The organism is Paenarthrobacter sp. C1 (assembly GCF_049315185.1).
In the GTDB taxonomy this organism is placed as follows: Bacteria; Actinomycetota; Actinomycetes; order Actinomycetales; family Micrococcaceae; genus Arthrobacter; species Arthrobacter nicotinovorans.
In genome coordinates this window covers 4,476,517-4,497,664 of record NZ_CP186052.1, presented here as the reverse complement: position 1 = coordinate 4,497,664, position 21,148 = coordinate 4,476,517, and the positions used below count along the sequence as shown (strand labels likewise).

The 21,148-nt window shown below is 64.1% G+C and carries 21 protein-coding genes; 15 read left to right on the top strand and 6 right to left on the bottom strand.

Going from position 1 to position 21,148, the window contains the following annotated elements:
• Positions 1-50 precede the first annotated feature (50 nt).
• From ACNAOU_RS21070 to ACNAOU_RS21040, 7 genes are all read left to right on the top strand, one after another.
• A complete protein-coding gene (locus tag ACNAOU_RS21070) occupies positions 51-1,247 on the top strand; it encodes a hypothetical protein (protein WP_422757677.1) in 1,197 nt (398 codons plus the stop codon).
• A gap of 168 nt (positions 1,248-1,415) precedes the next feature.
• Positions 1,416-2,480, top strand: coding sequence for an FUSC family protein (locus ACNAOU_RS21065; protein ID WP_064723910.1), 1,065 nt, complete (start codon positions 1,416-1,418; stop codon positions 2,478-2,480).
• Between the two features lie 76 nt (positions 2,481-2,556).
• Positions 2,557-3,078, top strand: a complete 522-nt coding sequence (locus ACNAOU_RS21060; protein WP_035734163.1) for a MarR family winged helix-turn-helix transcriptional regulator — start codon at positions 2,557-2,559, stop codon at positions 3,076-3,078.
• A gap of 132 nt (positions 3,079-3,210) precedes the next feature.
• Complete coding sequence (locus tag ACNAOU_RS21055) at positions 3,211-3,576, top strand: hypothetical protein (RefSeq protein WP_229778682.1); 366 nt, start codon at positions 3,211-3,213, stop codon at positions 3,574-3,576.
• The gene (locus ACNAOU_RS21050; RefSeq protein ID WP_210078152.1) at positions 3,573-4,508 is read left to right on the top strand and encodes a serine/threonine-protein kinase; all 936 of its coding nucleotides are present in this window, start codon (positions 3,573-3,575) and stop codon (positions 4,506-4,508) included. Before ACNAOU_RS21055 ends, ACNAOU_RS21050 begins: the two co-directional genes overlap by 4 nt.
• A 73-nt stretch (positions 4,509-4,581) precedes the next feature.
• Positions 4,582-4,842, top strand: coding sequence for a GlsB/YeaQ/YmgE family stress response membrane protein (locus ACNAOU_RS21045; protein ID WP_018779325.1), 261 nt, complete (start codon positions 4,582-4,584; stop codon positions 4,840-4,842).
• Between the two features lie 170 nt (positions 4,843-5,012).
• On the top strand, positions 5,013-6,236 hold the full coding sequence (locus ACNAOU_RS21040; RefSeq protein ID WP_422757676.1) for a hypothetical protein: 1,224 nt from the start codon (positions 5,013-5,015) through the stop codon (positions 6,234-6,236).
• On the opposite strand, the gene ACNAOU_RS21035 is transcribed toward ACNAOU_RS21040, so the two are convergent.
• Complete coding sequence (locus ACNAOU_RS21035; protein ID WP_039243375.1) at positions 6,233-6,988, bottom strand: ZIP family metal transporter; 756 nt, start codon at positions 6,986-6,988, stop codon at positions 6,233-6,235. The genes ACNAOU_RS21040 and ACNAOU_RS21035 overlap by 4 nt on opposite strands.
• Positions 6,989-7,205: 217 nt before the next feature.
• Here ACNAOU_RS21035 and ACNAOU_RS21030 point away from each other — a divergent pair, with 217 nt between their 5' ends.
• The 3 genes from ACNAOU_RS21030 to ACNAOU_RS21020 all read left to right on the top strand — a co-directional run bounded on the left by ACNAOU_RS21030 (position 7,206) and on the right by ACNAOU_RS21020 (position 9,102).
• Complete coding sequence (locus ACNAOU_RS21030; protein ID WP_422757675.1) at positions 7,206-7,814, top strand: TasA family protein; 609 nt, start codon at positions 7,206-7,208, stop codon at positions 7,812-7,814.
• Positions 7,815-7,940: 126 nt separating this feature from the next.
• Positions 7,941-8,693, top strand: a complete 753-nt coding sequence (locus ACNAOU_RS21025) for a signal peptidase I (RefSeq protein ID WP_422757674.1) — start codon at positions 7,941-7,943, stop codon at positions 8,691-8,693.
• Positions 8,686-9,102 (top strand): Hpt domain-containing protein, encoded by a 417-nt coding sequence (locus ACNAOU_RS21020; RefSeq protein WP_422757673.1) that lies wholly within the window; start codon positions 8,686-8,688, stop codon positions 9,100-9,102. The genes ACNAOU_RS21025 and ACNAOU_RS21020 overlap by 8 nt, the downstream gene beginning before the upstream one ends.
• Here ACNAOU_RS21020 and ACNAOU_RS21015 read toward each other — a convergent pair.
• Positions 9,099-10,367, bottom strand: coding sequence for an MFS transporter (locus ACNAOU_RS21015; protein WP_422757672.1), 1,269 nt, complete (start codon positions 10,365-10,367; stop codon positions 9,099-9,101). The two genes, ACNAOU_RS21020 and ACNAOU_RS21015, sit on opposite strands and share 4 nt — an antisense overlap.
• A gap of 192 nt (positions 10,368-10,559) precedes the next feature.
• Between ACNAOU_RS21015 and ACNAOU_RS21010 the strand changes: the two genes are divergently transcribed.
• Positions 10,560-11,333: an IclR family transcriptional regulator gene (locus ACNAOU_RS21010; RefSeq protein ID WP_018780355.1), complete on the top strand. Its 774-nt coding sequence runs from the start codon at positions 10,560-10,562 to the stop codon at positions 11,331-11,333.
• A gap of 85 nt (positions 11,334-11,418) precedes the next feature.
• Positions 11,419-12,606 carry a 4-hydroxybenzoate 3-monooxygenase gene (locus ACNAOU_RS21005; protein ID WP_064723928.1) on the top strand — a complete coding sequence of 396 codons (1,188 nt, stop codon included), beginning with the start codon at positions 11,419-11,421 and terminating at the stop codon, positions 12,604-12,606.
• 226 nt (positions 12,607-12,832) lie between these two features.
• On the opposite strand, the gene ACNAOU_RS21000 is transcribed toward ACNAOU_RS21005, so the two are convergent.
• Positions 12,833-14,572, bottom strand: a complete 1,740-nt coding sequence (locus ACNAOU_RS21000; RefSeq protein WP_422757671.1) for a DUF222 domain-containing protein — start codon at positions 14,570-14,572, stop codon at positions 12,833-12,835.
• Between the two features lie 249 nt (positions 14,573-14,821).
• Between ACNAOU_RS21000 and ACNAOU_RS20995 the strand changes: the two genes are divergently transcribed.
• Positions 14,822-15,472, top strand: coding sequence for an HAD family hydrolase (locus tag ACNAOU_RS20995; protein WP_422757670.1), 651 nt, complete (start codon positions 14,822-14,824; stop codon positions 15,470-15,472).
• Positions 15,473-15,556: 84 nt separating this feature from the next.
• Here ACNAOU_RS20995 and ACNAOU_RS20990 read toward each other — a convergent pair whose 3' ends face one another.
• Positions 15,557-16,417, bottom strand: a complete 861-nt coding sequence (locus ACNAOU_RS20990; protein ID WP_018779779.1) for a class II glutamine amidotransferase — start codon at positions 16,415-16,417, stop codon at positions 15,557-15,559.
• A 22-nt stretch (positions 16,418-16,439) separates the two neighbouring features.
• Positions 16,440-17,840 (bottom strand): glutamate decarboxylase, encoded by a 1,401-nt coding sequence (locus ACNAOU_RS20985; RefSeq protein ID WP_422757669.1) that lies wholly within the window; start codon positions 17,838-17,840, stop codon positions 16,440-16,442.
• 187 nt (positions 17,841-18,027) lie between these two features.
• Here ACNAOU_RS20985 and ACNAOU_RS20980 point away from each other — a divergent pair, with 187 nt between their 5' ends.
• Positions 18,028-18,222, top strand: a complete 195-nt coding sequence (locus ACNAOU_RS20980; protein WP_026267446.1) for a hypothetical protein — start codon at positions 18,028-18,030, stop codon at positions 18,220-18,222.
• Here ACNAOU_RS20980 and ACNAOU_RS20975 read toward each other — a convergent pair.
• Positions 18,191-20,038, bottom strand: coding sequence for a glycoside hydrolase family 15 protein (locus tag ACNAOU_RS20975; protein ID WP_422757668.1), 1,848 nt, complete (start codon positions 20,036-20,038; stop codon positions 18,191-18,193). The two genes, ACNAOU_RS20980 and ACNAOU_RS20975, sit on opposite strands and share 32 nt — an antisense overlap.
• Positions 20,039-20,174: 136 nt before the next feature.
• On the opposite strand from ACNAOU_RS20975, the gene ACNAOU_RS20970 reads away from it, so the two are divergent.
• Positions 20,175-21,071, top strand: a complete 897-nt coding sequence (locus ACNAOU_RS20970; RefSeq protein ID WP_422757667.1) for an SDR family oxidoreductase — start codon at positions 20,175-20,177, stop codon at positions 21,069-21,071.
• Positions 21,072-21,148: the final 77 nt, after the last annotated feature.

The window sequence follows — 21,148 nt, the reverse complement described above, 5'->3', positions numbered from 1 at the left end:
GCCAGGACCGTCAGGTATCGAGCATTAGCATGGGGCGATGGAACCGCATCATGGTTATTGCGTTGGGCATTCTCCTTCTTTCCTGCGCAGGGCCCGCTGCCAGCGCGTTCTGGGGTTCCGTCAGCAGCGGTTTCGGAGCCGCGAAGGCCGATTCCGTAGCCCAGGGCGCCAAGCCGGGCACCAGCGTGTCCGGTACCACCGTTACGGTCAACTGGGCAGCCAGTACGACGGCGGGGGGCCGGCCCGTGACCGGCTACAGCATCGCCCGCTACAGCTCGGCCGCCGGCGGCACGCGCGTGGCCGCAACCGGCACCTGCCAAGGCCCGGTTGCGGGCCTTTCGTGTGCCGAGGCCAACGTCCCGGCAGGAACCTGGTACTACACCGTGACGCCCTTGTTGTCCCTTTGGCAGGGCACCGAAAGCATCCGCAGCAGCGGTACCACTCCGGTCACGGATACCACAGCGCCCAACGCGCCGGTTGTGAACGCACCGGCAGTGGTCAACGCAGCCCTCGCAGACAAGGTGCCGGTCAGCGGCACGGCGGAAGCCAACTCATCGCTCGTCCTCACTGTGACAGGTGCGGGTGCGCAACCGGTAACCCAGTCGATGGTTGTCGACAGCGCCGGGAATTGGACAGCCTTGCCCGTTGATGTCCGGAACTTCACGGACGGCACCATCAGCTACTCCGCCAAGGCTACGGATGCGGCCGGGAACACCAGTGCCGCAGGAACAGCGACCTCATCCAAGGATGCAACGGCTCCGACGGTGACGAATGTACAGCTTGGCAACGGTGGTGTCGCTGGCAAGATCGACAAGGGCGATACCGTCATCGTCACTTTCTCGGAGTCACTGAAGGCCAGCACCATCTGCAACACGTGGACAAGCAACACTGCCACACAGACCCTCGGCGGCAACGGAGTGGTGACGGTCAATGTGAGCGCCGGGAACGTCCTGACGGTCACCAGTTCCGCCTGCACCGTGAATCTCGGCAGCCTGGCGATGACCGGTACCTACGCGGGGTCGGCCATGAGCTTCGGAGGCAACGGCAGCAACGCGTCGTCCCTGACCTGGAACCCGGGCACCGGGGCCAAGACGCTTACCATCACCCTGGGCGGGGCATCGGGCACAGCCAACACATCAGTAGCAGCGGCCGCCGCAACTCTCACCGCCTCGCCGACCCTCACGGACATTGCAGGTAACCCCCTCAACCCGGTGACATTTACGAATGCAGCCCCGGGCGGTTTCTAGACCCGGGCCGTCCCGAACACACTCCCCCTTCCAAGTCGCCAACTTCGTGATGACCACCACTATCCGGTCCAGATCCCGCAGTAGCCCAGCAACCGGAGCGTAACCTTGAGAGCGGACGCCAGTGCCGCCGTCGTACGTTTGATCCTGCGACGAAAGGCGAGCCGCCCCTTGAAGGCTGTAGCGGAAATGTTCACGATGGGTCCTGGCAACAAGGACCACCATCCCGCCCTCCGCTGCGCAGTTGGTGTGTTCGTTCCGCTGATCACGTTGACGTTGATAGGCCGGCTGGATCTGGCGGTGTTTGCTTCGTTTGGAGCCTTCACGGGGATCTACGGACGCAACGAACCCCATAGCGTCCGTTTCAGGAGCCAGTTGCGCGCCGGCGGCTTCATGCTTTTCATCATTCTCCTGGCCACATTGCTAGCCCGTTTCGCCCATGCCTTAGGCATTGAGGGTGCTGAATATTCCTGGCTTTTGACCGCTGCCACTACGGTCGTGGCCGGCGTTTGCTCGGTGGTGGTTGCTGCGTGGCGGCTGCGGCCCGGCGGCTCCTTGTTTCATATTTTTGCTTTTGCTGCCATTGCGTCGATCGCAGCCCAACCGCCCCTGTGGGAAGCCCTCCTGGTGGCTGTCGGGACCACGGTTTTCTGCCTCTTGATCGGCATGTCGGCTCGTGTGCTCAAAAGCCACAGAACGCCGTGGAAACGCCCTCCGCGCATCCGGCACACCCCGGCTGAGCGCCGGGCGATCTGGCTGGAGGGTGGCGGCTACCTGGTCGCTGCCGGCCTGGCGGGAACCATCGCCACGTTGGTGGGGGAGCGGCTTGGCTTCGGGCACACCTACTGGGCGATGGTGGCGGCGGTTGTTCCCCTCGTCGGGCATTCAACGCGCCACAGGGTCAGTCGAGGCATCCAAAGAATCGCCGGAACAGTGCTGGGCCTGGTGCTGCTGGCGGGCATTCTGTGGCTCAACCCCGCACCGTGGGCGATGGTCCTGGTGATCGCTGCGTGCCAGTTCGGTGCTGAGATGTTTATCGCCCGGCAGTACCTGGTGGCGCAGGTTTTCGTGACGCCGCTCGCGTTGATCGCAACGCTTCTTGCAGCGCCTGTCGATCCTGGTTTGCTGCTTCGGGACCGCATCGTCGAGACGGTCATTGGTGCCGCCGTCGGCGTTGCCGTCGTGGTGGCTCCAGCTCTCTGGCGGCGCGTGCGGACGCTTCGGCGGGCAGCCTGAACGTGCCGTCCTGACCGCCTGGTCAGCAAAGGAGCGGCAAATCGCCTAGTATCGATTGGTTAGACAAGCGAGATACATGTCTACCAAAGGACTGGTGATGAGCGACAAAAGTGAACGTCAGGGCTATTGGTACGGGCTGGAGAGCCGCAAGCAGATGGGCGCCGTGGATGTCCTGAATGCACTCAGGGACTACCGTGCCGCCGAAGCGGATATGCGCCGACGTACCCGCGCTTCCATGGGGATGGGCGAAACCGATCTTCTTGCCTTGCGGTACTTGCTTGAAGCCGAACGCGCAGGCCGTGAGGTCGGGCCCAAGGAGTTGGCTGTCCGCCTGGGCGTGACGTCGGCTTCCATGACGTCCCTGGTCGATCGGCTCGTGAGGTCCGGCTATGTCACGAGGGAGCCGCATCCGACTGACCGGCGTGCGCTCATCCTGCGCCCCACCCCCGGCTCGGATCAGGAGGTGCGCAGCACCCTGGGTGATATGCACGCCCGGATGATGGAGGCGGCCGAAACCCTGAGCAGCGAGGACTCCGCTGTGGTGGTCGAGTTCCTTCGGCGCATGCGAAAGGCGATCGACGGGATCGCGGCCTCCTAAAGCCCTGAGTGACCGCATCCTGACTGGACATAATTCATAAGTACACATATAACTAGATAGCCAAGCTACTTACTAGGGAATGTGTGGGAGAGAACGATGACAGTCGCGCTGCGTGAACCAAGCTCCACACCAGTGGCTGAAAATACCGTGGAAGTTCTCACGGAACAGGTAATTCCCATGGGTCCCGTGCACTGCGGGTCACACATGGCCATCTCCGCCGGCCCGGCCTACGACGCCATGAAGTGGGTCTCCGTGGAGCCCATCTGGCCCGAGTGGGCCTGCGGATGCGGATTCCGGATGGACATCGACGCCCTCGATCCCGTGAGCTCCGTCTGGATCGCTGCCCTTCGTAGGCAGAGTCTCCAGCACGAACTGGCGATCTCGCAGAACACCCTGGCGCTCGCCTTCAAAAAAGCTGTTGACGCCGGAGTCAACCCCCATGCCCTCGCCGAAGTGGCCGGAGTGCCTGCGGCCGAGATCGAAACCCTCCTCGGGTGACCACGCTCGACGTTGCGGCTGTCCGCGCTGATCGCGGAGCCGCAAGTGCATGCGGCGTGCCCCGGGACCTTACGTCCCAGGACAGCCTGCGCCAGGACAGCGTGGCCCAAGACAGTGTTCACCGGGACCGGGTTATCGCCGGCCGGTACCGCCTCGCAGGACCCTTGGGCGGCGGCTCGGAAGCCAACGTCCAAAAGGCATTCGACCTCCACAGTGGCGACGCTGTGGCAGTCAAGATTTTCAGGTGTTCCGACGCCGCCAACGACGCCCCCTTCCGCCGGGAAGTGGACATCCACGGCCGGTTGCGGCACAAGAACATCGTCCGGGTCCTCGGTTCCGGAACTACCGGGCATGAGGAAAGCGGAGAAAACCGGAATTTCCTGGTGATGGAGCTGGTGGAGGGAATGGATCTGCGGACCCTCCTTCATCATCAGCCGGCTTCGCCCCGCGAGACGGCCGAGTGGGTGAGTGGAATTGCGCGTGCCTTGACGTACATCCACCGCAGGGGCATCGTCCACAACGACATCAAGCCCGGCAACATCCTGGTCAACCTCGCAGCAGACCCGGGTGGCCCCGGGCTAGCACAATTGACCGACTTTGGAATTGCCCTCACCGGCGGGACCGCCACACCGGGCTCGTCCTCGGGCACTCCGCATTACCTCAGTCCTGAAGAGGTGCGTGGCGAAAATTCCACAGCCGCCAGCGATGTCTACTCGCTCGGTCTCGTTGCTCTTGAGTGCTTGACCGGAACGAAGGCATTTCCTGGCCCTCCCCTCGAGTCCATGGTTGCCAGGACTCTGGGAGAACCCCGAATTCCCGGCACGGTCCGGCGGCGCTGGTCCATGGTGCTTCATGCCATGACAGACCCCGACCCTGCCGGCAGGCCGTCTGCCAGCCAAGTCGTCGGAATGTTCCGACGACTCAGCCGGTAGCCAACAATCAGGTCAATAGCGGCATACGTTCCTATGCCGGACTAGGACCTCTTCACGAAAGAGAGAATGAAAAATGGGATTCATCGGTTGGATTGTTTTGGGTTTGATCGCCGGCGCCATTGCCAAGGCCATTAAGCCCGGCCACCAGGGCGGCGGCTGGATCGCCACCCTGCTGCTCGGCATCGTCGGTGCCGTCCTCGGCGGTTGGATCGGCAGCGCGCTGTTCAACGTCGGTATCAACGAGTTCTGGTCGATTTCCACCTGGCTCCTCGCCATTGGCGGTGCTCTGCTGGTCCTGATCATCTGGGGTCTGCTGACCCGCAAGAAGGCCTAGCGTTTCACGAAGGCCCTGTCCCCGCGGTTAATGCCGGGAGGACAGGGCCTTTTCGCGTCTGTGGGCGGCTTTTTCGGTCACAATTTCCCCGTACGACAGCGACTGCGGGCGGCATCATCAGTTCCGCTACGCTGCTCGGAGCCACCACACTCCGTACGCCAAGGTCACCAATGACGCACTCTTCAGCTGCCACGTCCACCACCACGGCGCCGCCCCAGCCGGCGCTGGGGTCCAGTGCCGCCGGTACGGCATTGGGCGCATTCGGCATGGCGGCTGCGGTAGGGCTGTTGTCCCTCCTCCTGCACGTCGCGGGAGAGGTTTCGCCCAGGGTTGGCCCGTCGTTCGAAGGATGGGCCGGTGATGCCAACGACTCCCCGGTTTCCGGCCTGCGGTGGTTCCTCGGCGACATGACCGAGCCCCTTTTCTACAAAGCGGATCTGGCGGCGCTGGGATTGCTGGCGGGTGCATTCCTGGCCTGGCACGTTGCCCGTGGCGGCAGGGCCTGGGCCGGCTCGCTTGCCTACGGTAGCGGGCTTTGGCCGTGGGTGCTGGCGTCGGCGTCGTTGAGCCTGCTGTTGTCCAACCTGGCGTTCGGATGGATGCTCGACGACGGGTGGCAGCCAACGTTCGTGCCTTTCGTCTGCGCCGCGCCCGCCATGGTTCTGCTCTACGGTGCAGGATGGCGGACATGCGTCACCGGAGCCGTCCTCGGAGCAGCTACCGTGACGCCCTTGGCTCTGCTCTTCATCCCGACAGTTGCTGCCCCCTTGGGCTTGCCGCCCGTCGTCGGAAGCGTCCTGGCGATGGCGGTCGGTTCCGCCCTCACATTCTCTATTGCACGCCGCCTGCCGTGGCTTGTCCTGCGGAAGCCGAACCCGTCCACGCCAAGCCACCACCCGGCGTCGGGGGTTGGGCAGAGCTTCCGACAGGATGCTAACCGGGCCGCACGCCGGGTGCTCAAGGACTTCAGTGAAACGCACTTTTTCGCCAACGAAGCCGCCAGCCTGGGGATGATCCTGGGGGTCTCCGTGGCCTTCGTGATGAACCCCGGCTTGCCGTCATATGGTTCGGCCCTGCTGCCCAAGATCCTGTTCGCCCAGGCCCTGACTTCAGCTGTCGGCGTGGTTCTGTGGCGGCGCTGGTACCGGGAGGAAGGGTGGGCGGCGACGTATGCATCCGTGGTGTCTGTTGCACCCGCCGCCGTCCTGGCCTCCGGAGGTTCCTGGATGGGGATCGTCGGCGGGGCGGTACTCGGCGCCGTTCTGGCACCGCCCCTCGCCCGCGCCATCTCCGGTTGGCTGCCGTCCGGTTTCCATCCGGTGATCGGCAACACTGCCGCCATGGCACTTTCGACGGCGGTTGCCTTGCCTGTGCTGGGACTGCTGGGCCCCTAGCCTCCCACGTGATGGATGGTGAAGGCGCTGAGGAAGCCGACGGCGGCCGTCAGGCCCGTGAGGTTGTGGTGCTCTTCGAAGGCCTCGGGAATCATGGTGTCGGCCAGCATGGCCAGGATCCCTCCGGCGGCAATGGCCGTGATGAAGGCGATGACCGAGTCGGGTGCGTTTTCCAAGGCCGTGAAGCCAACAAGGGCCGCAATTCCGCTGAACACGGCGATGCCCACCCACGTGCCAAAGACGTAGGCAGGGCTGCGTCCTGATTTCTTCATTCCGGCCGTGCTGGAGAGTCCCTCCGGAACGTTCGAGATGAAAACGGCGGCGAGCATGGCCGGGCTGATGGCTCCGCCTGCCAAGAGTCCTACCCCGAGGACCACCGATTCGGGGATGCCGTCGATGAGGGCGCCTATGGCAATGGCCGTGCCGCTTCCGGGAGAGTCCTTTTCCGAGGGCTGGGCGCCGCCGGAGCGCTTGCGGTGTTTTGCCCCGGCCCGTGACAGGAGGACATTGGAGCCCACGAAGATCAGTGCCCCCAGCAGGAAGCCCAGTACGGTGGGCAGCAGTCCGCCGCCTTGCACGGCTTCGTCTACCAGTTCGAACGCCAGTGCCGAGATCAAGACACCGGCGCCAAAGGCCATCACTGTGGAGACGACCTTGGCGGGCACCTTCCACATCCACGCGATCCCCGCGCCGAGAACCAAAGCGCCTCCGGCCAGCGTTCCCCAGAGCAAGGCCTGCAACCACATCGGCATACGTTTTGCCCTTTCATCGGCTGATCAGGTGCACCCAAGAGTGTTTCACATGGTGCTTGGGGTGCTGCGGTTTTCTTGAGGGTTTCCTGAGGAAGTGTTGTGGGTTTGCAGGATTGGTTCTTGATCCAGGCCCGGCAAAGTATTTCTTGTCAGCCACACAGGCTGAAGAAACGGCCGGCCGGTCTCACGGTGGCCACACGAAAGGACACTGATCCCCATGGCCATCAGCCTCAAGACCACCTCCGGCAAAATCCTCGCCTCCGTCGCACTGGTCGGCACCGCAGCCGCCGTCGCCGGCATGGGAACCTACGGCGCGTTCACCTCCTCCACCTCCGCCTCCCAAGCCGTCACCGCAGGCACCGTCACCATCGCCCTGGGCGCCCCCGGACCAGCCAACACCCTCAACGTCCCCATCGCGGGCCTGCTGCCCGGCGACAAAGTCGAAAAACTCGTCACCCTGGCCAACACCGGCAACTCCGACCTGAACAACGTCACCCTCACCACCTCCGCCGGCGCCACCGCCTCCCTCCTCACCACCGACACCACCAACGGGCTGCAACTGACCATCGAAAACTGCTCCACCCCCTGGACCGGCACCGCCGCCCCCTACACCTGCGCCGGCACCAAAACCACCGTCCTGGCCAACGGCCCCGTCATCGCAGCGAACAAAACCCTGAACAGCCTCACCTCCCTGACCTCGGCCAAGACCGACAACCTCAAAGTCACCACCGCGTTCCCCACCACCGCGGACAACACCTTCCAAGGCGCCACCTCCACCATCGCCTTCGCCTTCACCGGCACCCAACGCACCGAAACCACCAAATAGACCACCCCAAACCCCGCCGGGCCTGGTCGGGCGCCCCCCTGCCCGATCAGGTCCGCCGGTGCAGCACCAACTGAACGATCTACCGCACTGAATGATTTGCCCACTGAACGAAAGGAACGTCAGGACATGAGCACCATCGAGACCCTCAACGGACCAGCACTCCATGGCCGGCGTTCCGCTGCGAACATCCCGGCTTCCAGGGCCGCTGCCTCGCAGCCGGCCGCCGTCGCCGTCGTCGAAACTGCCGTCGTCGAAACTGCTGCCGTAGAAACTGTCGTCGAGACCCGGGCTGAAGCCCCTGCCCCCAAAAGTGCCATCCGCCGCGTTGCCGGCACCGTGGCCAAGGTGATTGCCGTGGCCTTGCTGGTTCTTGGCGCGCTGGTGTTCCTGTTCCTCGCGATCGGGCCACGCGTTCTTGGCTACCAGACCTCCACCATGCTGACCGGTTCCATGGCTCCCCTGATCAACCCCGGTGACGTGGTGGTGACCGTGCCGACGCCCATCGAGGACGTCAAAGTGGGCGACATCATCACCTACCACATTCCGGTGGAAGACCAGCGGGTGGAAACCCACCGCATCACCGAAATCACCACCACGGCGGACGGCGGGGTAGCTGTCCAGACGAAGGGCGACGCCAACAACGGCATCGATCCCTGGATCGCCACTCTTCAAGGCAAAACCGTGGACAAGCAGGTCGCCACCATCCCCTATGTCGGCAACGCGATCAGGGCCATCCGGGAACCGATGGTCCTTAACACCCTGATGTACGGCGCACCAGCCATCCTGGTCATCGGGATGCTGGCCTCCATCTGGACGAAAGACCCCAGCAAGTCGGCGCCGGAAGGCGTCGCACAGCCCCAGGCAGCAAGCGGTGAGTGACCGGGCGGCACCCCACCCGGGGTCGAGTCCGCTGGAACCTCGCAAGCTGCAAGCGCTGGCCGAGGAGTTGGGCGACTCCCGGCTGGCGCTGCGTTTCCTCTCCACGTACCTCACCATGCTGCCCGAAAGGATCCTCAGGCTTTCCAATGGACTGTGCGGGCACGACCTCGACGCCAGCATGGACGCGGTCCTTAGCCTCAAGATCTCCTCGGCCATGGTGGGCGCGGTGGAAACTGAAAGCCAGTGCCGGGCCATCGAGATGATGATTCGTGAGGATCATTTCGACTCGGCGGTAGCGGCGCTCCCGGAGCTGAGGAAGTCCAGCGACCGCTGCTTCGACGCCGTGCCCCAGTTGCTGGGTACCACGGAGTCCCTCCACCGGAGTCCTTGGAATCCAGGGATCGCTTAGTGGTCGGCCGTGACGGTTTCCTCGCTGTTTTTGACCTCATGCGGGACCAAGACCAGCGCCACGACAGCTAGCACGCCGGCGGCGGCAAACACGTAGAAGCCCGCTGGGTACGCGATGTTGGCCGCAACCAGGGTTCCTGTCACGGCTGGGCCGACAATGGCACCAAGCCGGCCCACTCCGGCAGCGAAGCCGAGGGCCGTTCCGCGGAGCCGTGGCGGGAACAACTGGCTCACCCAGGCGTAGACCAGCACCTGTGAACTGAACACGAAGATGCCCGTAACGAACACGGCGGCGTTGAGCAGGAATTCGTTCTGGATTTTGACGCTCAGGATGGCCAGGAAGACAGCTGACAGCCCAAACCAGAGCAGCACGATTTTCTTGGTCCCGTGCTTGTCGGCCAGGACCCCGGCCAGGAACAGCCCGGCAACAGCCCCGAGGTTCAGGACGAGCAGCAGCGTCAGGCCCGTGCTGACCGGATATCCGGCGGCAGCCATGAGCTGGGGCAGCCAGGTGTTGAGGCCGTAAACCAGCAGCAATCCCATGAATGACGCCACGCCAATTCCCAGGGCGACTACCGGATACGGCTTTTGGAGCAGGTCCCGGAAACCGTTCTTGGCTGCGGGATTTGCGGAACGCGCGACGCCGGCTGCGGGCTTGGGCGCCCCACCCGCCCGGGCCGGGGCTGCTTCAGGCAGCGACTCGGGAAGCTTCGCCCACAGGAAGGGCAGGAGCACCAGCCCGGCGACTCCACCAATGATGAACATGAGACGCCAGTTCGGAACGATGATGATGGCCAGCAGCGCGGTGGCCACGGCGCCCACGTGGTATCCGGTCATGGTCCTGGTGGTGGATTTTCCTGCCGTACCGGAAGGGGCGTAGTCGTTCATGTACGCCAGGGCTGCAGGCAGGCACGCACCAAGGCCGAGGCCTGCAAGGAGACGCATCGCCGAGAAAACCGCCACATTGGGGGCGAACGCCACGGCGATGGTGAAAACCGAGAAGCCCGCCACGCAGGCGATCAGCAGCCTGCGGCGACCGAACTTGTCCGAGAGCGGTGCAATGAAGAGTGCTCCCAAGCCAACGCCGACCAGGGAGATGGTGGCTGCGAACGTGGCTCCCACGGCGTCAAAACCTAGTTCCCCGGTCTTGATCAGTGTTGGAATAACGGTCCCGAGGACCACAAGGTCGAAACCGTCCAGGACCATGGCCAGCCAGCAAAGCCACACGGGCCATTGGGAGCGGCGGGCAGATGACATCGTTGGCATAGCGTCCTCGTTGCTAGGGTTCCGGTCGCCTGAACGTCCGGTTAGTTACGAGAGTTGTATCACCACTCTTTGTAACGCGGCACACGTCCTACCATTGAATGGAATCGATAATTCCGCTGGGTGGCGTCAGCTTAGTGCCATCGCGCAGTTTCGTGCGTCGTCCCTTACGCGCTTTCAGAAAGGTGGTGAACGGTGGCCAACTCATCATCCGGCGACTCCGTGGTCGAACGCGTCGTGCGGTTGATCGCGGCGTTTCCCGAGGGCGTGACATCGCTGCAGCTGACCGAACTCGCTGAACGGGCGGGCCTTCCGTTGTCCTCCGCCCACCGCCTGGTCCGCCAGCTTTCCCAGCAGGGGCTGCTGGATCTTGGCGCGGGCGGGACGGTGCGCCTCGGGCTGCGCTTATGGGAACTGGTCAACCGCAATTCGCCCACGCTGGCCCTGCGTCAGGCTGCCATGCCGTTCATGGAGGACATTCAGCAGGTCCTCAACCAGAACGTCAACCTGGCCATCCTCGAAGGCTGGGAAGCGCTGTTCGTGGAGCGCCTTTCCCGGCGCGGGTCCGTGGCCAACAGGGCGCGGGTCGCCGGGCGGATGCCCGTCCATATTTCGTCTGCCGGCCTGGCCCTCATGGCCAACCAACCACGGGAGCTGCAGGCGGAGTACCTCAAGCACTTCCGCGACCCGGCGGGAAAGGTTACCGCCGACGTCGTGCGTCATCTCCTGGCCGAAGCCGCGCAGCAAGGCTATGCCCAGCTGGCGGGCGTTGTTGATCCGGATACTTGGGGAATCGCTGTGCCCATACTGGACAGCAAGCGCCGGACGGTGGCGGCCCTCGGGGTGGTGGTTCCCTTGGCCGAGATGCGGCTCCAAGCGCTGGTGCCGGCGTTGCAGACCGCGGCGCGTGGCATCGGACGCCAGCTGGGCGATAACAATCACAACTTCCGTTCAATGGAAGTGGTGTAACGCCAGTCACTCCGTTCGGGCCACACTGATTCCAAGCTCATCCCAGCCATTCGAAGCGCGGGGATCCGCAACGAAGCGAGGAATCATGACACGCACACCCATCAGCACCCAGGTAGCCATCATGGGCGGAGGCCCTGCCGGGCTCATGCTTTCCCATCTGCTGGCCAGGCAGGGAATCGACTCCGTGGTGGTTGAAATCCGCAGCCGCAAGGACATCCAGGAAACAGTTCGCGCCGGAATCCTGGAGCACGGCACGGTGAACCTGCTGGTCGACTCAGGGGTGTCGGACAGAGTGCTCCGCGAGGGCGACCGGCACGACGGCATCGAGCTGCGCTTCAACGGTGAAAGCCACCGCATTAATTTCAAGGAACTCGTTGGCGAGTCCGTGTGGCTGTACCCGCAGACAGACGTTTTCATGGATCTCGCCGCCCGTCGGGAGGCTGACGGCGGCGACGTCAGGTACAGCGTCTCGGATACCACCGTGCATGACCTCGAAGGCAAACCGAAGGTCTGGTTCACTGACTCGGAAGGGCAGGAGTTCGAGATCCAGGCTGACTTCCTCGTCGGTGCCGACGGATCCCGCAGCCACTGCCGCTTCCAGATCCCCGAAGCTGATCGCAAGTGGTATTTCCACGAGTACCCGTTTGCGTGGTTCGGCATCTTGGCAGAAGCCCCCCGCAGCGCCGACGAGCTGATCTACGCCAATTCCAAAGACGGCTTCGCCTTGATCAGCCAGCGCACCGAGACGGTGCAGCGCATGTACTTCCAATGTGATCCCAAGGAAAACGTGGCCGACTGGGACGACGAACGAATCTGGACCGAGTTCCGCAAGCGCGTCAATGGCAACGGGTTCGAGCTCAAGGAAGGCCCGGTCCTGGAGAAGATGGTCCTGCCGTTCCGCAGCTTCGTGCACACGCCCATGCGCCACGGCAACCTCTTCCTCGCAGGCGACGCCGCCCACACGGTCCCGCCGACGGGGGCCAAAGGCCTGAACCTGGCCATCCATGATGTCAAAGTGCTCTTCGAAGGGCTCGACTCCTTCTACGCCAACGGCTCCACGGCCCTCCTGGACTCCTACAGTGATCGCGCCCTGGACCGGGTTTGGAAGGCGCAGCACTTCTCCTATTGGATGACGTCCATGCTGCACACCGTCCCGGGAGCCGACGATTTCGACCGCGCCCGCCAGCTCGGTGAGCTGCACTCGGTGGTTACGTCCGAGCATGCCAAGGCGTACCTGGCGGAGTCGTACACGGGCTGGCCCACCTCGCATTGATTCCGGCTGGACTTGGTCCCGTGGCCTGAGGTGTGAGGCCCGGGTCCTGGAGCTAGCCAGTGGAGGTAGCCCGCCGTCATCCTTCGCCCTGAACGCGACCACCATCGCCGTGACCTTGCACGGCAACCCTGGTTGAGTCCGCTTCAGGGTGCTTGGCGTCGCGTTTCCCACGGGCGCCCCTCATCTGACTTTTGCGGAGCGGTTTGATCAGGCTTATCGCCCGGTGTCATGTTTTGGGTGGTGTGTGGTGGTGGTTGCGTCGGGGTGTTTGGTGGGGGTCGATGTGGGGTGGGGGGATGAACCAGGGGACGCCGTTTTGGATGGTGATGCGCCAGTGTTCTTTGTGGATGAGGTGGTGGTGGTGGGAGCAGAGCAGGGTGGCGTTGTTTGTTCCTGTGGTGCCGCCTTGTGACCAGTAGGTGATGTGGTGGGCTTCGCACCAGGGTGCGGGGAGGGTGCAGTCGGGGAACGCGCAGCCGCCGTCGCGGGCGGTGATGGCTTTGCGGATGTGGGGTGGGAAGATCCGGGTGGTGCGGCCGATGTCGAGTATTTGGGAGTCGGTGCCGAGCAGGACGGGGAGGATGTCGGCGTCGCAGGCGATTTTGCGGATGGTGTTGGGGTGGATCGGGCCGGTGAAGGTCGCGGTGCCGGTACTGACAGTGTTCCGGAGGCCCGGCTGCTTCGGGGTGTTGGTTTCTTTTGTGGCGCTCGTGGTGGTGTGGGTGAGTTGTTGGAAGAGGTCGTGGTGGTCGATGGTGACGGTGAGTTGGGGTCGGAGTCCGCCGTTGCTGGGCAGTTTCCCGGTGGTCATGGCTACGGCGCAGGCTCCGATGAGGCCGTCGAGGAGTTTCTGGGCGCGGGAGCGCCGGTCCAGTCCGGGGCCCGCACGGTTCGAATCACCTGCAGCCGGTGCCGACGCGGTAGCCGTGCCGTGGTCAGCGCCTAGGGCGGTGCCCTGAACCGTGCTTTGAACCGCGCCTTGGTCAGGGCCGGTGGTGTTGGTGAGTCGTGGGTTGGTGGTGGCGTTCATGGCGGTGGTGAGGGTTTCGTATTGTTCGGTGGTGGCGAAGATTTCCAGGTGGTGGAGTCCGTGGCGGCGTTGGCGTCGGAGGAACGCGCCTTGGACGTGGCGGAGGGCTTCTTCGGTGGGTTCGGGGCCGTTGTGGTCGATGTGGTCGATCCAGCGGTTGGCCATTTTGGTGACGAAGTCGGGGTCGGATTGTGTGGCGGTGGTGGTGAGGGCGTGTTCCATGCCGGTGAGGGTGTCCGGGTCGGTGAAGTGTTGGGCTTTGTCCAGGGCGGTGCTGATGATCGTCGCGGACCGGGATGGGACCTGTCCGGTGTGGAGGGCGTCGGCGAGTCTTTGTCGACGGGCCGGGATTTCCTGGCCGGTTATTCCGGCCCCGGGCAGGACCTCGTTCGCGAGGGCGAGCCTGCGCCGTGCTTCGCCGATCCCGATCCTCAACCGGGCCCGCAGGAACTCCGCTGCGTTCCGGTACCCATCATCCAAAACACTGCCACCACCACCATCACCACCACCAGCACCATCAGCAGCAGCAGCCGGGACGGATCCACCGCCACCGCCGCCTTCTGACTCACCGGCGGGCTCGGTCCAGCCCGTCCGCCATTCCTGGGCGCCGGACGCCGGGGACTGTCCGGGCTGCTGTGCCGGCACCGCACGCTGCGCCTCGGTCCGGGTCCGCTCCACAGCCTGCGCCGCGACGACCTGCACGTACTCAAGCTGCCGAGACAGATCCTCTACCCGGCCCGCAAAATCAGCAGCCTCCCCAAAGCCAAACAACCGGGCATCGGCAGCGACCGAACTACCCAGCTCGACCAACGCCTCGGAAGCATCGTCAAGATAAGAACCGAGCGCCGTCTGTGCCAGGAGAAGGGCATCTCTACCGTCGTTCAGGGATGGCCGGGGCAAGTCGCCGGAAGGGCATTGGGCAACGGACGTTGGCACCCTTCCACGAAGCAGGCCTGATGAGGGAGTTCCTTCATGGTCTGAACGCGCTCCATCATGACCGGGAGACGCTGTCCCAGGTCCCACGAGCTGCCCAATCCCATCCATGGATCAAGCCTGTCAGACCCTCAAGAACGCCAGAAGCCCTCAACCACCGTATGTGGACAGCCCCACCGTATGTGGACAAACTTCCAGCACACCGCACGGCAGGCTGCCGCCCCCGGCCTTCCGGGATCGTATTCTGGGGGAATGCTGCTGCTTGTTGACCTCGACAATACCCTCGTGGACAGGGCAGCAGCATTCAACACCTGGGCCTCTTCCTTTGTTGGTGCGCTCGGGGGATCCGCACAGGACACGGCGTGGCTCATTGAATTGGACAGGGACGGCTACGAACCCCGTGATTCCCTGGTGCGTGCCATTGGGGAGCGCTTCGATGCCTCGCCGGAACCGACGTCTCTCATGAAGATGTTGCTCTTTGACCACGTGCCCTTGATGACACTGGATGAGACTGTCGTGGTCGCCCTTCGGAACGCCCGTGAAGCGCGTTGGAAGGTGTGCATCGTTACCAACGGCCCGACGACGCAGCAGGCGCTCAAAGTCCGCAGCCTCGGCCTCGAACCGCACGTTGACGACGTAGTTATTTCCGAGGCCGCAGGAGTAAAGAAGCCGGACCCTGGGATTTTCCGCCTCGCTGCCGACCGCATAGGGGAGTCATTGAGCGGCGGCGTGATGATCGGCGACCACCCGACGGCGGACATCCTGGGCGGCAGCGGAGCAGGCCTGAAAACCGCTTGGGTATCCCGAGGCAAGACCTGGCCTGAGGGGCTTCCCGCACCGGACCTCGCTGCTCCGACGGCTGCAGAAGCCATCAACGCCATCGTTGGCGGGTGCCCTGCCTGACCAGGCACAGGTGACCAGCCCCACGACGGCGGCAGCTCGCCGTCGTCGTCTGCTCGCCAAAAGTGCGGACTAAGGCAGCCGAGGTCACCGTGCCTGCGACGCTGCCGCGGCCGGTTCGAGGTCGGCGAGGCTAAGCGGGTAGGTCGGGGCATCGGGGAAGGCGATAGTGGATGTCACCGTCAGGTCCGGTCCGACGTGAACCAGCTCGCCCGACGCCATGGGTCGCCAGCCGGGGTTTTGATCCATTGGCTCGGTGGCGAGGAGGACGTGCGGGGACCGGGAGAGTTCGGAGCTGTGGGAGCGGATCCGTGCGCTTTGGACGTCGAGGGGGCTGGGTTTGGCAGCCGGGCGGCGTTCAAGCATGTAGAGATCGTGCGTCGCCGGGTACCTGAGTGCCCACATATCCGTGGCCGTTGTCAGGATGAAATTGAGGCTGAATACGGGCAGTTCCTTGGCTACCCAGGCAACGGCGGCCACTATGCCCGCCTGGATGTCCCCGTCGGCGGCCCTGGTCTCGGCGGTAATGAGCGCGAAAAGACGCTCGCTGTCCGACTGGCCCAGCACCAGGTCCATGGCCTCGAGCTCAACAAGGCGACGATCAAGTTTTTCCAGGCCCCGCAGCACCCCGTTATGGGCGAAGAGCCGGCCGTCCTGCTCGAATGGGTGCGTGTTGACCATGGTGAGGGCGCCGGTGCTGGCGTACCGCACGTGAGCCAGGAACGTGGTGCTTTTCAGGTCACGGGCTTCACGGGCGAAGGCGTGGTCCTCCCACGCTGCCATCGGCTGTTTGAAAACGTGTGCCTTGCCGGCCGCGTCGAAGGTTCCGATTCCTGCGCCATCGGGTTCCCGCCGGCTTTGGGCCGAGAGGCTGTCCGGTGCATTCAAGAGCCAAAACGTTGCCCGCACTGCTTGGGCGCCTGCATGCAGCCCGAAAAGACGGCACATGGGAATCCTCTCCTTCGCATGTTTAGTGGTGGAAGCCCTCAGGCTGTTTGTCCATGGGCATGGGTGACGTGAGGCTGTCGAGGTACTCCACTGCCTTGGTGAGGTCGGCCAGAAAACTGGAAGCGAGATCACGGGTGAATCCGTTCCGCACCACGATTCTCTGGACTGTTACCTCACTCAGGCCATCAGGCAAGGGATAGGCGGGCACCAGCCAGCCGTTCATGCGGAGGCGTTCGGACAAGTGCTTGAGGTTCCATTTGTCCGTGTAGCCCTCCGTGAGCTGCCAGGCGAAAACGGGGATATCCGAGCCGTCGCTCCAGAGGGTGAATGCGTCCATGGCTCCAATCTCGCTGGAGAGGTACAGGGCTACATCCCGGGAAGTGGCCTGGACGGACTTGTACCCTGCAAAACCGAGCCGGAGGAACAGGTAGTACTGCAGGAGGACCTGGGCCCCGGGCCGGGAGAAGTTCAGCGCGAACGTGGGCATGTCGCCGCCCAGGTAACTGACGTGGAAGATCAGGTCTTCGGGGAGCGCATCCGCGTCCCGCCACACCACCCAACCCAGGCCCGGGTAGACCAGTCCGTATTTGTGTCCGGAGGTGTTGATCGAGGCGACCCGGGGGAGCCTGAAATCCCACACAGTTTCGGGCTGGAGGAAAGGTGCCACCATCGCACCGGACGCGCCGTCAACGTGGATTGGGATGTCCAGGCCGCGGCTTGCCTGGATCGCATCCAGCGCATCGGAGATCAGCTGGACGGGTTCGTAACGGCCTGTGTAGGTGACACCGAGGATGGCGACGACCCCAATGGTGTTTTCGTCCACGTATTGGTCCAGGTCGTGGCCGTCCAGCATGGGATGTTCGGCAGAGACCGGCACAAAGCGGGGTTCAACTTCCCAGTAGTTGCAGAACTTTTCCCAGCACACCTGGACTGCTGAACTCAGGACGAGGTTGGGTTTGTCGGTTGGCTTGCCGGCCTTGCGGCGTGCGTGTTGCCAGCGCCGTTTCAAGGCCAGTCCGCCCAGCATGCAGGCTTCGGAGGATCCGATGGTGGACGTGCCAATGCTTTTCCCTGGATCCGGTGAGTTCCACAGATCGGCGAGCATCCGCCAGCACCGGGTTTCGATGAGTGCGGTTTGGGGGTACTCGTCCTTGTCGATCATGTTCTTGTCGAACGTCTCGGCGTACAGGGTGGACGCTTCGGTCTCCATCCACGTCCCTACGAACGTTGCGAGGTTCAAACGGGAATTGCCGTCCAGCATCGCCTCGTCGTGGACAACCTGGTATGCGGTGGCGGGGAGGGATTCACCGTCCGGAAGGGTGAACCGGGGAAAGATGGTGGATTCTCCGGGCCTGCTGAACAGGGGATTGAGTTCGACGGCGGTGTCCGGTTCGTGGTGGGACGTGTGGTGGGATCTGCTCACGGGGCAACTCCTTGGATTCGTTCGCTCGCGGTGGGGCAACTCGTCTGCGGCTCACGCTACCCGTGGCCGGCCACGCACCCAAGTATTGGACATGCTCGACGGCGGGAGGTCGCCGTCGGACGTCAGGACCGTTCCGGTCTGGAAACTGCCGCTATCGCAAAAGCCGCGACGATGGGACGATCTTCCTATGGGCGAACAAGAGAAATACCAGCCCGCCGAGCCGGCCGGCATTGCGTCAGAGGATGCGGGAGCTCCAACAACCCAACAGATGCGGACCGTCGGGCAACGCAGGCGCGAAGCCGAGCGCAAGCTTGACCTGCATCTGGAAGAGGCGCGCCACAAGGGTGAGGCTACTGAAGACGGGGATCATTCCGAAGGGTAGAGCCACTGGAACTCCCGGCGCCGCCAAACGGGGTGTCGCTCTTGCGGGCCTCCCCGTGGTGCAGTTGCAATGCACTGTGAATCAGCGGGAAGTGGCTGAACGCCTGGGGAGTGTTGCCCAGTTGCCGTTTGGTGCGGGGATCCCACTCTTCGCTCAGCAGGCCGACGTCGTTGCGCAGGCTGAGCAGCCGCTCGAAGAGTTCTGTGGCTTCGTCTGTGCGCCCGATGCCAAGCAACGCGTCCACCAGCCAGAACGAACAGGCCAGGAAGACCCCTTCGTCGCCAGGTAATCCGTCGTGTCCGGACTGGGTCCGGTACCGAAGAACCAGTCCGTCCTCCGTAAGGCCCTTCCGGACGGCGTCCACGGTCCCGGCCACGCGCGGATGCCGGTGCGGCAGGAAACCCACGCGGGGGACCAGCAGCAGGCTCGCATCCAGTTCCTTGCTCCCGTAGGACTGTACGAAGCTGTTGAGGTCCTCGTCGAAGCCCTTGGTCATGACGTCATTGTGGATTTCGCTGCGTAGCGCCGCCCAGCGGTCATGCGGGCCGGGCAGTCCGGAGGTCCGCACGGCTTTGACCATGCGGTCGGCCGCTACCCACGCCATGACTTTTGAATGGGTGAAGTCCCGGCGGGGTCCGCGCATTTCCCACAGCCCGTTGTCCGGCTGGTTCCAGGCCCCTTCGAGGTATTCCATCAACGCCACCTGGATGTCCCAGGAATTGTCGACGGTGTCCTTGAAAGCGGCCCGGGTCAGTGAAAGTCCGTCCAGGACTTCGCCCCACACATCCAGTTGAAGCTGCGGAGCTGCCGCGTTCCCGGTTCGGACAGGCGCCGAACCTCCATACCCGGACAGCCACGGAATATCGGCCTCCGGAAGCCTGCGCGCGCCGTCGAGTCCGTACACGATCTGAAGTTGCGAGGGGTCGCCGGCGATGGCCCGCAGCAGCCAGTCCCGCCAGGCGGAGGCCTCTTCCGTGTAGCCCGCGGCGAGCAGAGATTGCAGCGTCAGGGTGGCGTCGCGCAGCCAGCAGTACCGGTAGTCCCAGTTCCGCGGGCCGCCTATCTGTTCGGGCAGGGACGTCGTGGCGGCGGCCACGATGCCACCGGTGGGGGCGTAGGTGAGCGCTTTGAGGGTGATGAGGGACCTCTCGACCGGCTCCTTGTACCTCCCAGCTATCTGGCTGCGGCCGATCCACTCGAGCCAGTACGATTCCGTGGCGTCAAGCGCCCGCAGGGGGTCGATGCGCCGGGGTTCACGCTCATGGCTGGGTGCCCACCGCAGAACGAACGGGACCCGGTCACCGGCACGGACGGTGAAGTCGCTGTAGGTCCGGTTTTCCCGACCCATGAGCGGGGCGTGGGTGGTGAGGTAGGCGGAATCCGGCCCGGCAACGGCGCTGATGCCGTGCTTGCTGCGACGCACCCAGGGCACGACGCTGCCGTAGTCGAAGCGGAGGACCAGTTCCATATGCATGTCCACCTCGCCTGACAAGCCTTCGACGATCCGCACGAGGTCCACGGCGTCGTCGCGGACGGGCATGAAGTCGATGACCTTCACCGAACCGCCGTCGACTTCCCAGACAGTCTCCAGGATGAGGGTGTCTTCCCGGTACGCGCGGCGGGTGCTGTTGCCGCCGTCGGGAGTGCCGGCAGGTGCCAGGAGCCAGCGCCCGGCTTCGGGCGTGTGCAGAAGCGCCGCAAAGCAGGCGGGCGAGTCGAACCTCGGCAGGCACATCCAGTCAATGGACCCGTTCCGCCCCACCAGGGCGGCAGTGTTCAGGTCCCCGATGATTGCGTAGTCCTCGATCCTGGCCATGGAACCGATCCTAGTCTGCGTCGCCGGCCTCCTTGGTTGAGGCTCGACGGCGGCAGTCGTCGCCGGGGTTTGGGTCTGGTCTCGCTTTCGAGTGCGTGCTACCACTGTCGTAGGAACAAAACCCTGAGGAGAAGTTGTGGCCGAAGACCTGCCTGTCCTTGTTGTTGGCGCCACGGGTTTCCTGGGCGGCCAAGTGGTTGATGAGCTGTTGCGCCGCGGCAGGAAAGTCCGTGCGCTGGTTCGCCCGGGCTCCAAAGCCGCCAAGCTGGAGGCCAAAGGGGTTGAGGTCGTCCGCGGCGACATGCTGGATACCGCCTCGCTGATCGCGGCCATGACGGGCGTTTCCGCAGCAATTTCGACGGCGGCCGGCTATACCCGGAATGACAGGAATGCCAAGGTGATCGACAGCTACGGCAACAGCAACCTGGCCGTCGCTGCCAAGTACGCCTCCGTGCCGCGCTTCGTGTTGATCAGCATTCTCACCTGCGACGAAACACCCCAGATCCCGCATTTCTGGAACAAGAAACTGGCGGAGGACAAGTTCGAGGAACTCGGCGTACCGTTTGTCGCGCTGCGTCCCGGCGCGTTCTTCGACCAGGCTGTGGGAATGGGCGGGGATCCTTTCGCGAAGGGGCGTTTCGTGTGGCTCGGTTCCAAGGACGCGCGGCTGACGTTCGTTTTGGCAAGCGATCTCGCCGCTTACCTGGCAGCTGCCGTTGACGCTGACATTGTGGACGGCGAGCGCATCGATATCGGGTGGACGCGGCCGCTTAGCATGCAGGAGGCGGCCGGAATCGCAGGTCGTCGGGCGGGGAGGGAGATCAGGGTGCGGTCTGTTCCGGCCGGGGCCATCAACGGGCTCGGCAAGGTCACCGCCAAGGTCCTTCCCCTGGTGGCGGACATGGCCAGCATGGTGGCGTGGTTCGAGACCGGGAAGTATGTTGCGGACACTACCCGCCAGGAGCAGGTCTTCGGTCCTGTGCCGACCCCTGAGGACGCCATCGGCCGGGTGGCTGCGCGGTACGGCCACTAGCAGCCGTGTCTTCTGATGGCTGGCGGGCACGGTAAATCATAAGTATCCTGATGACACGGATCCGGCCACGCCCTGTA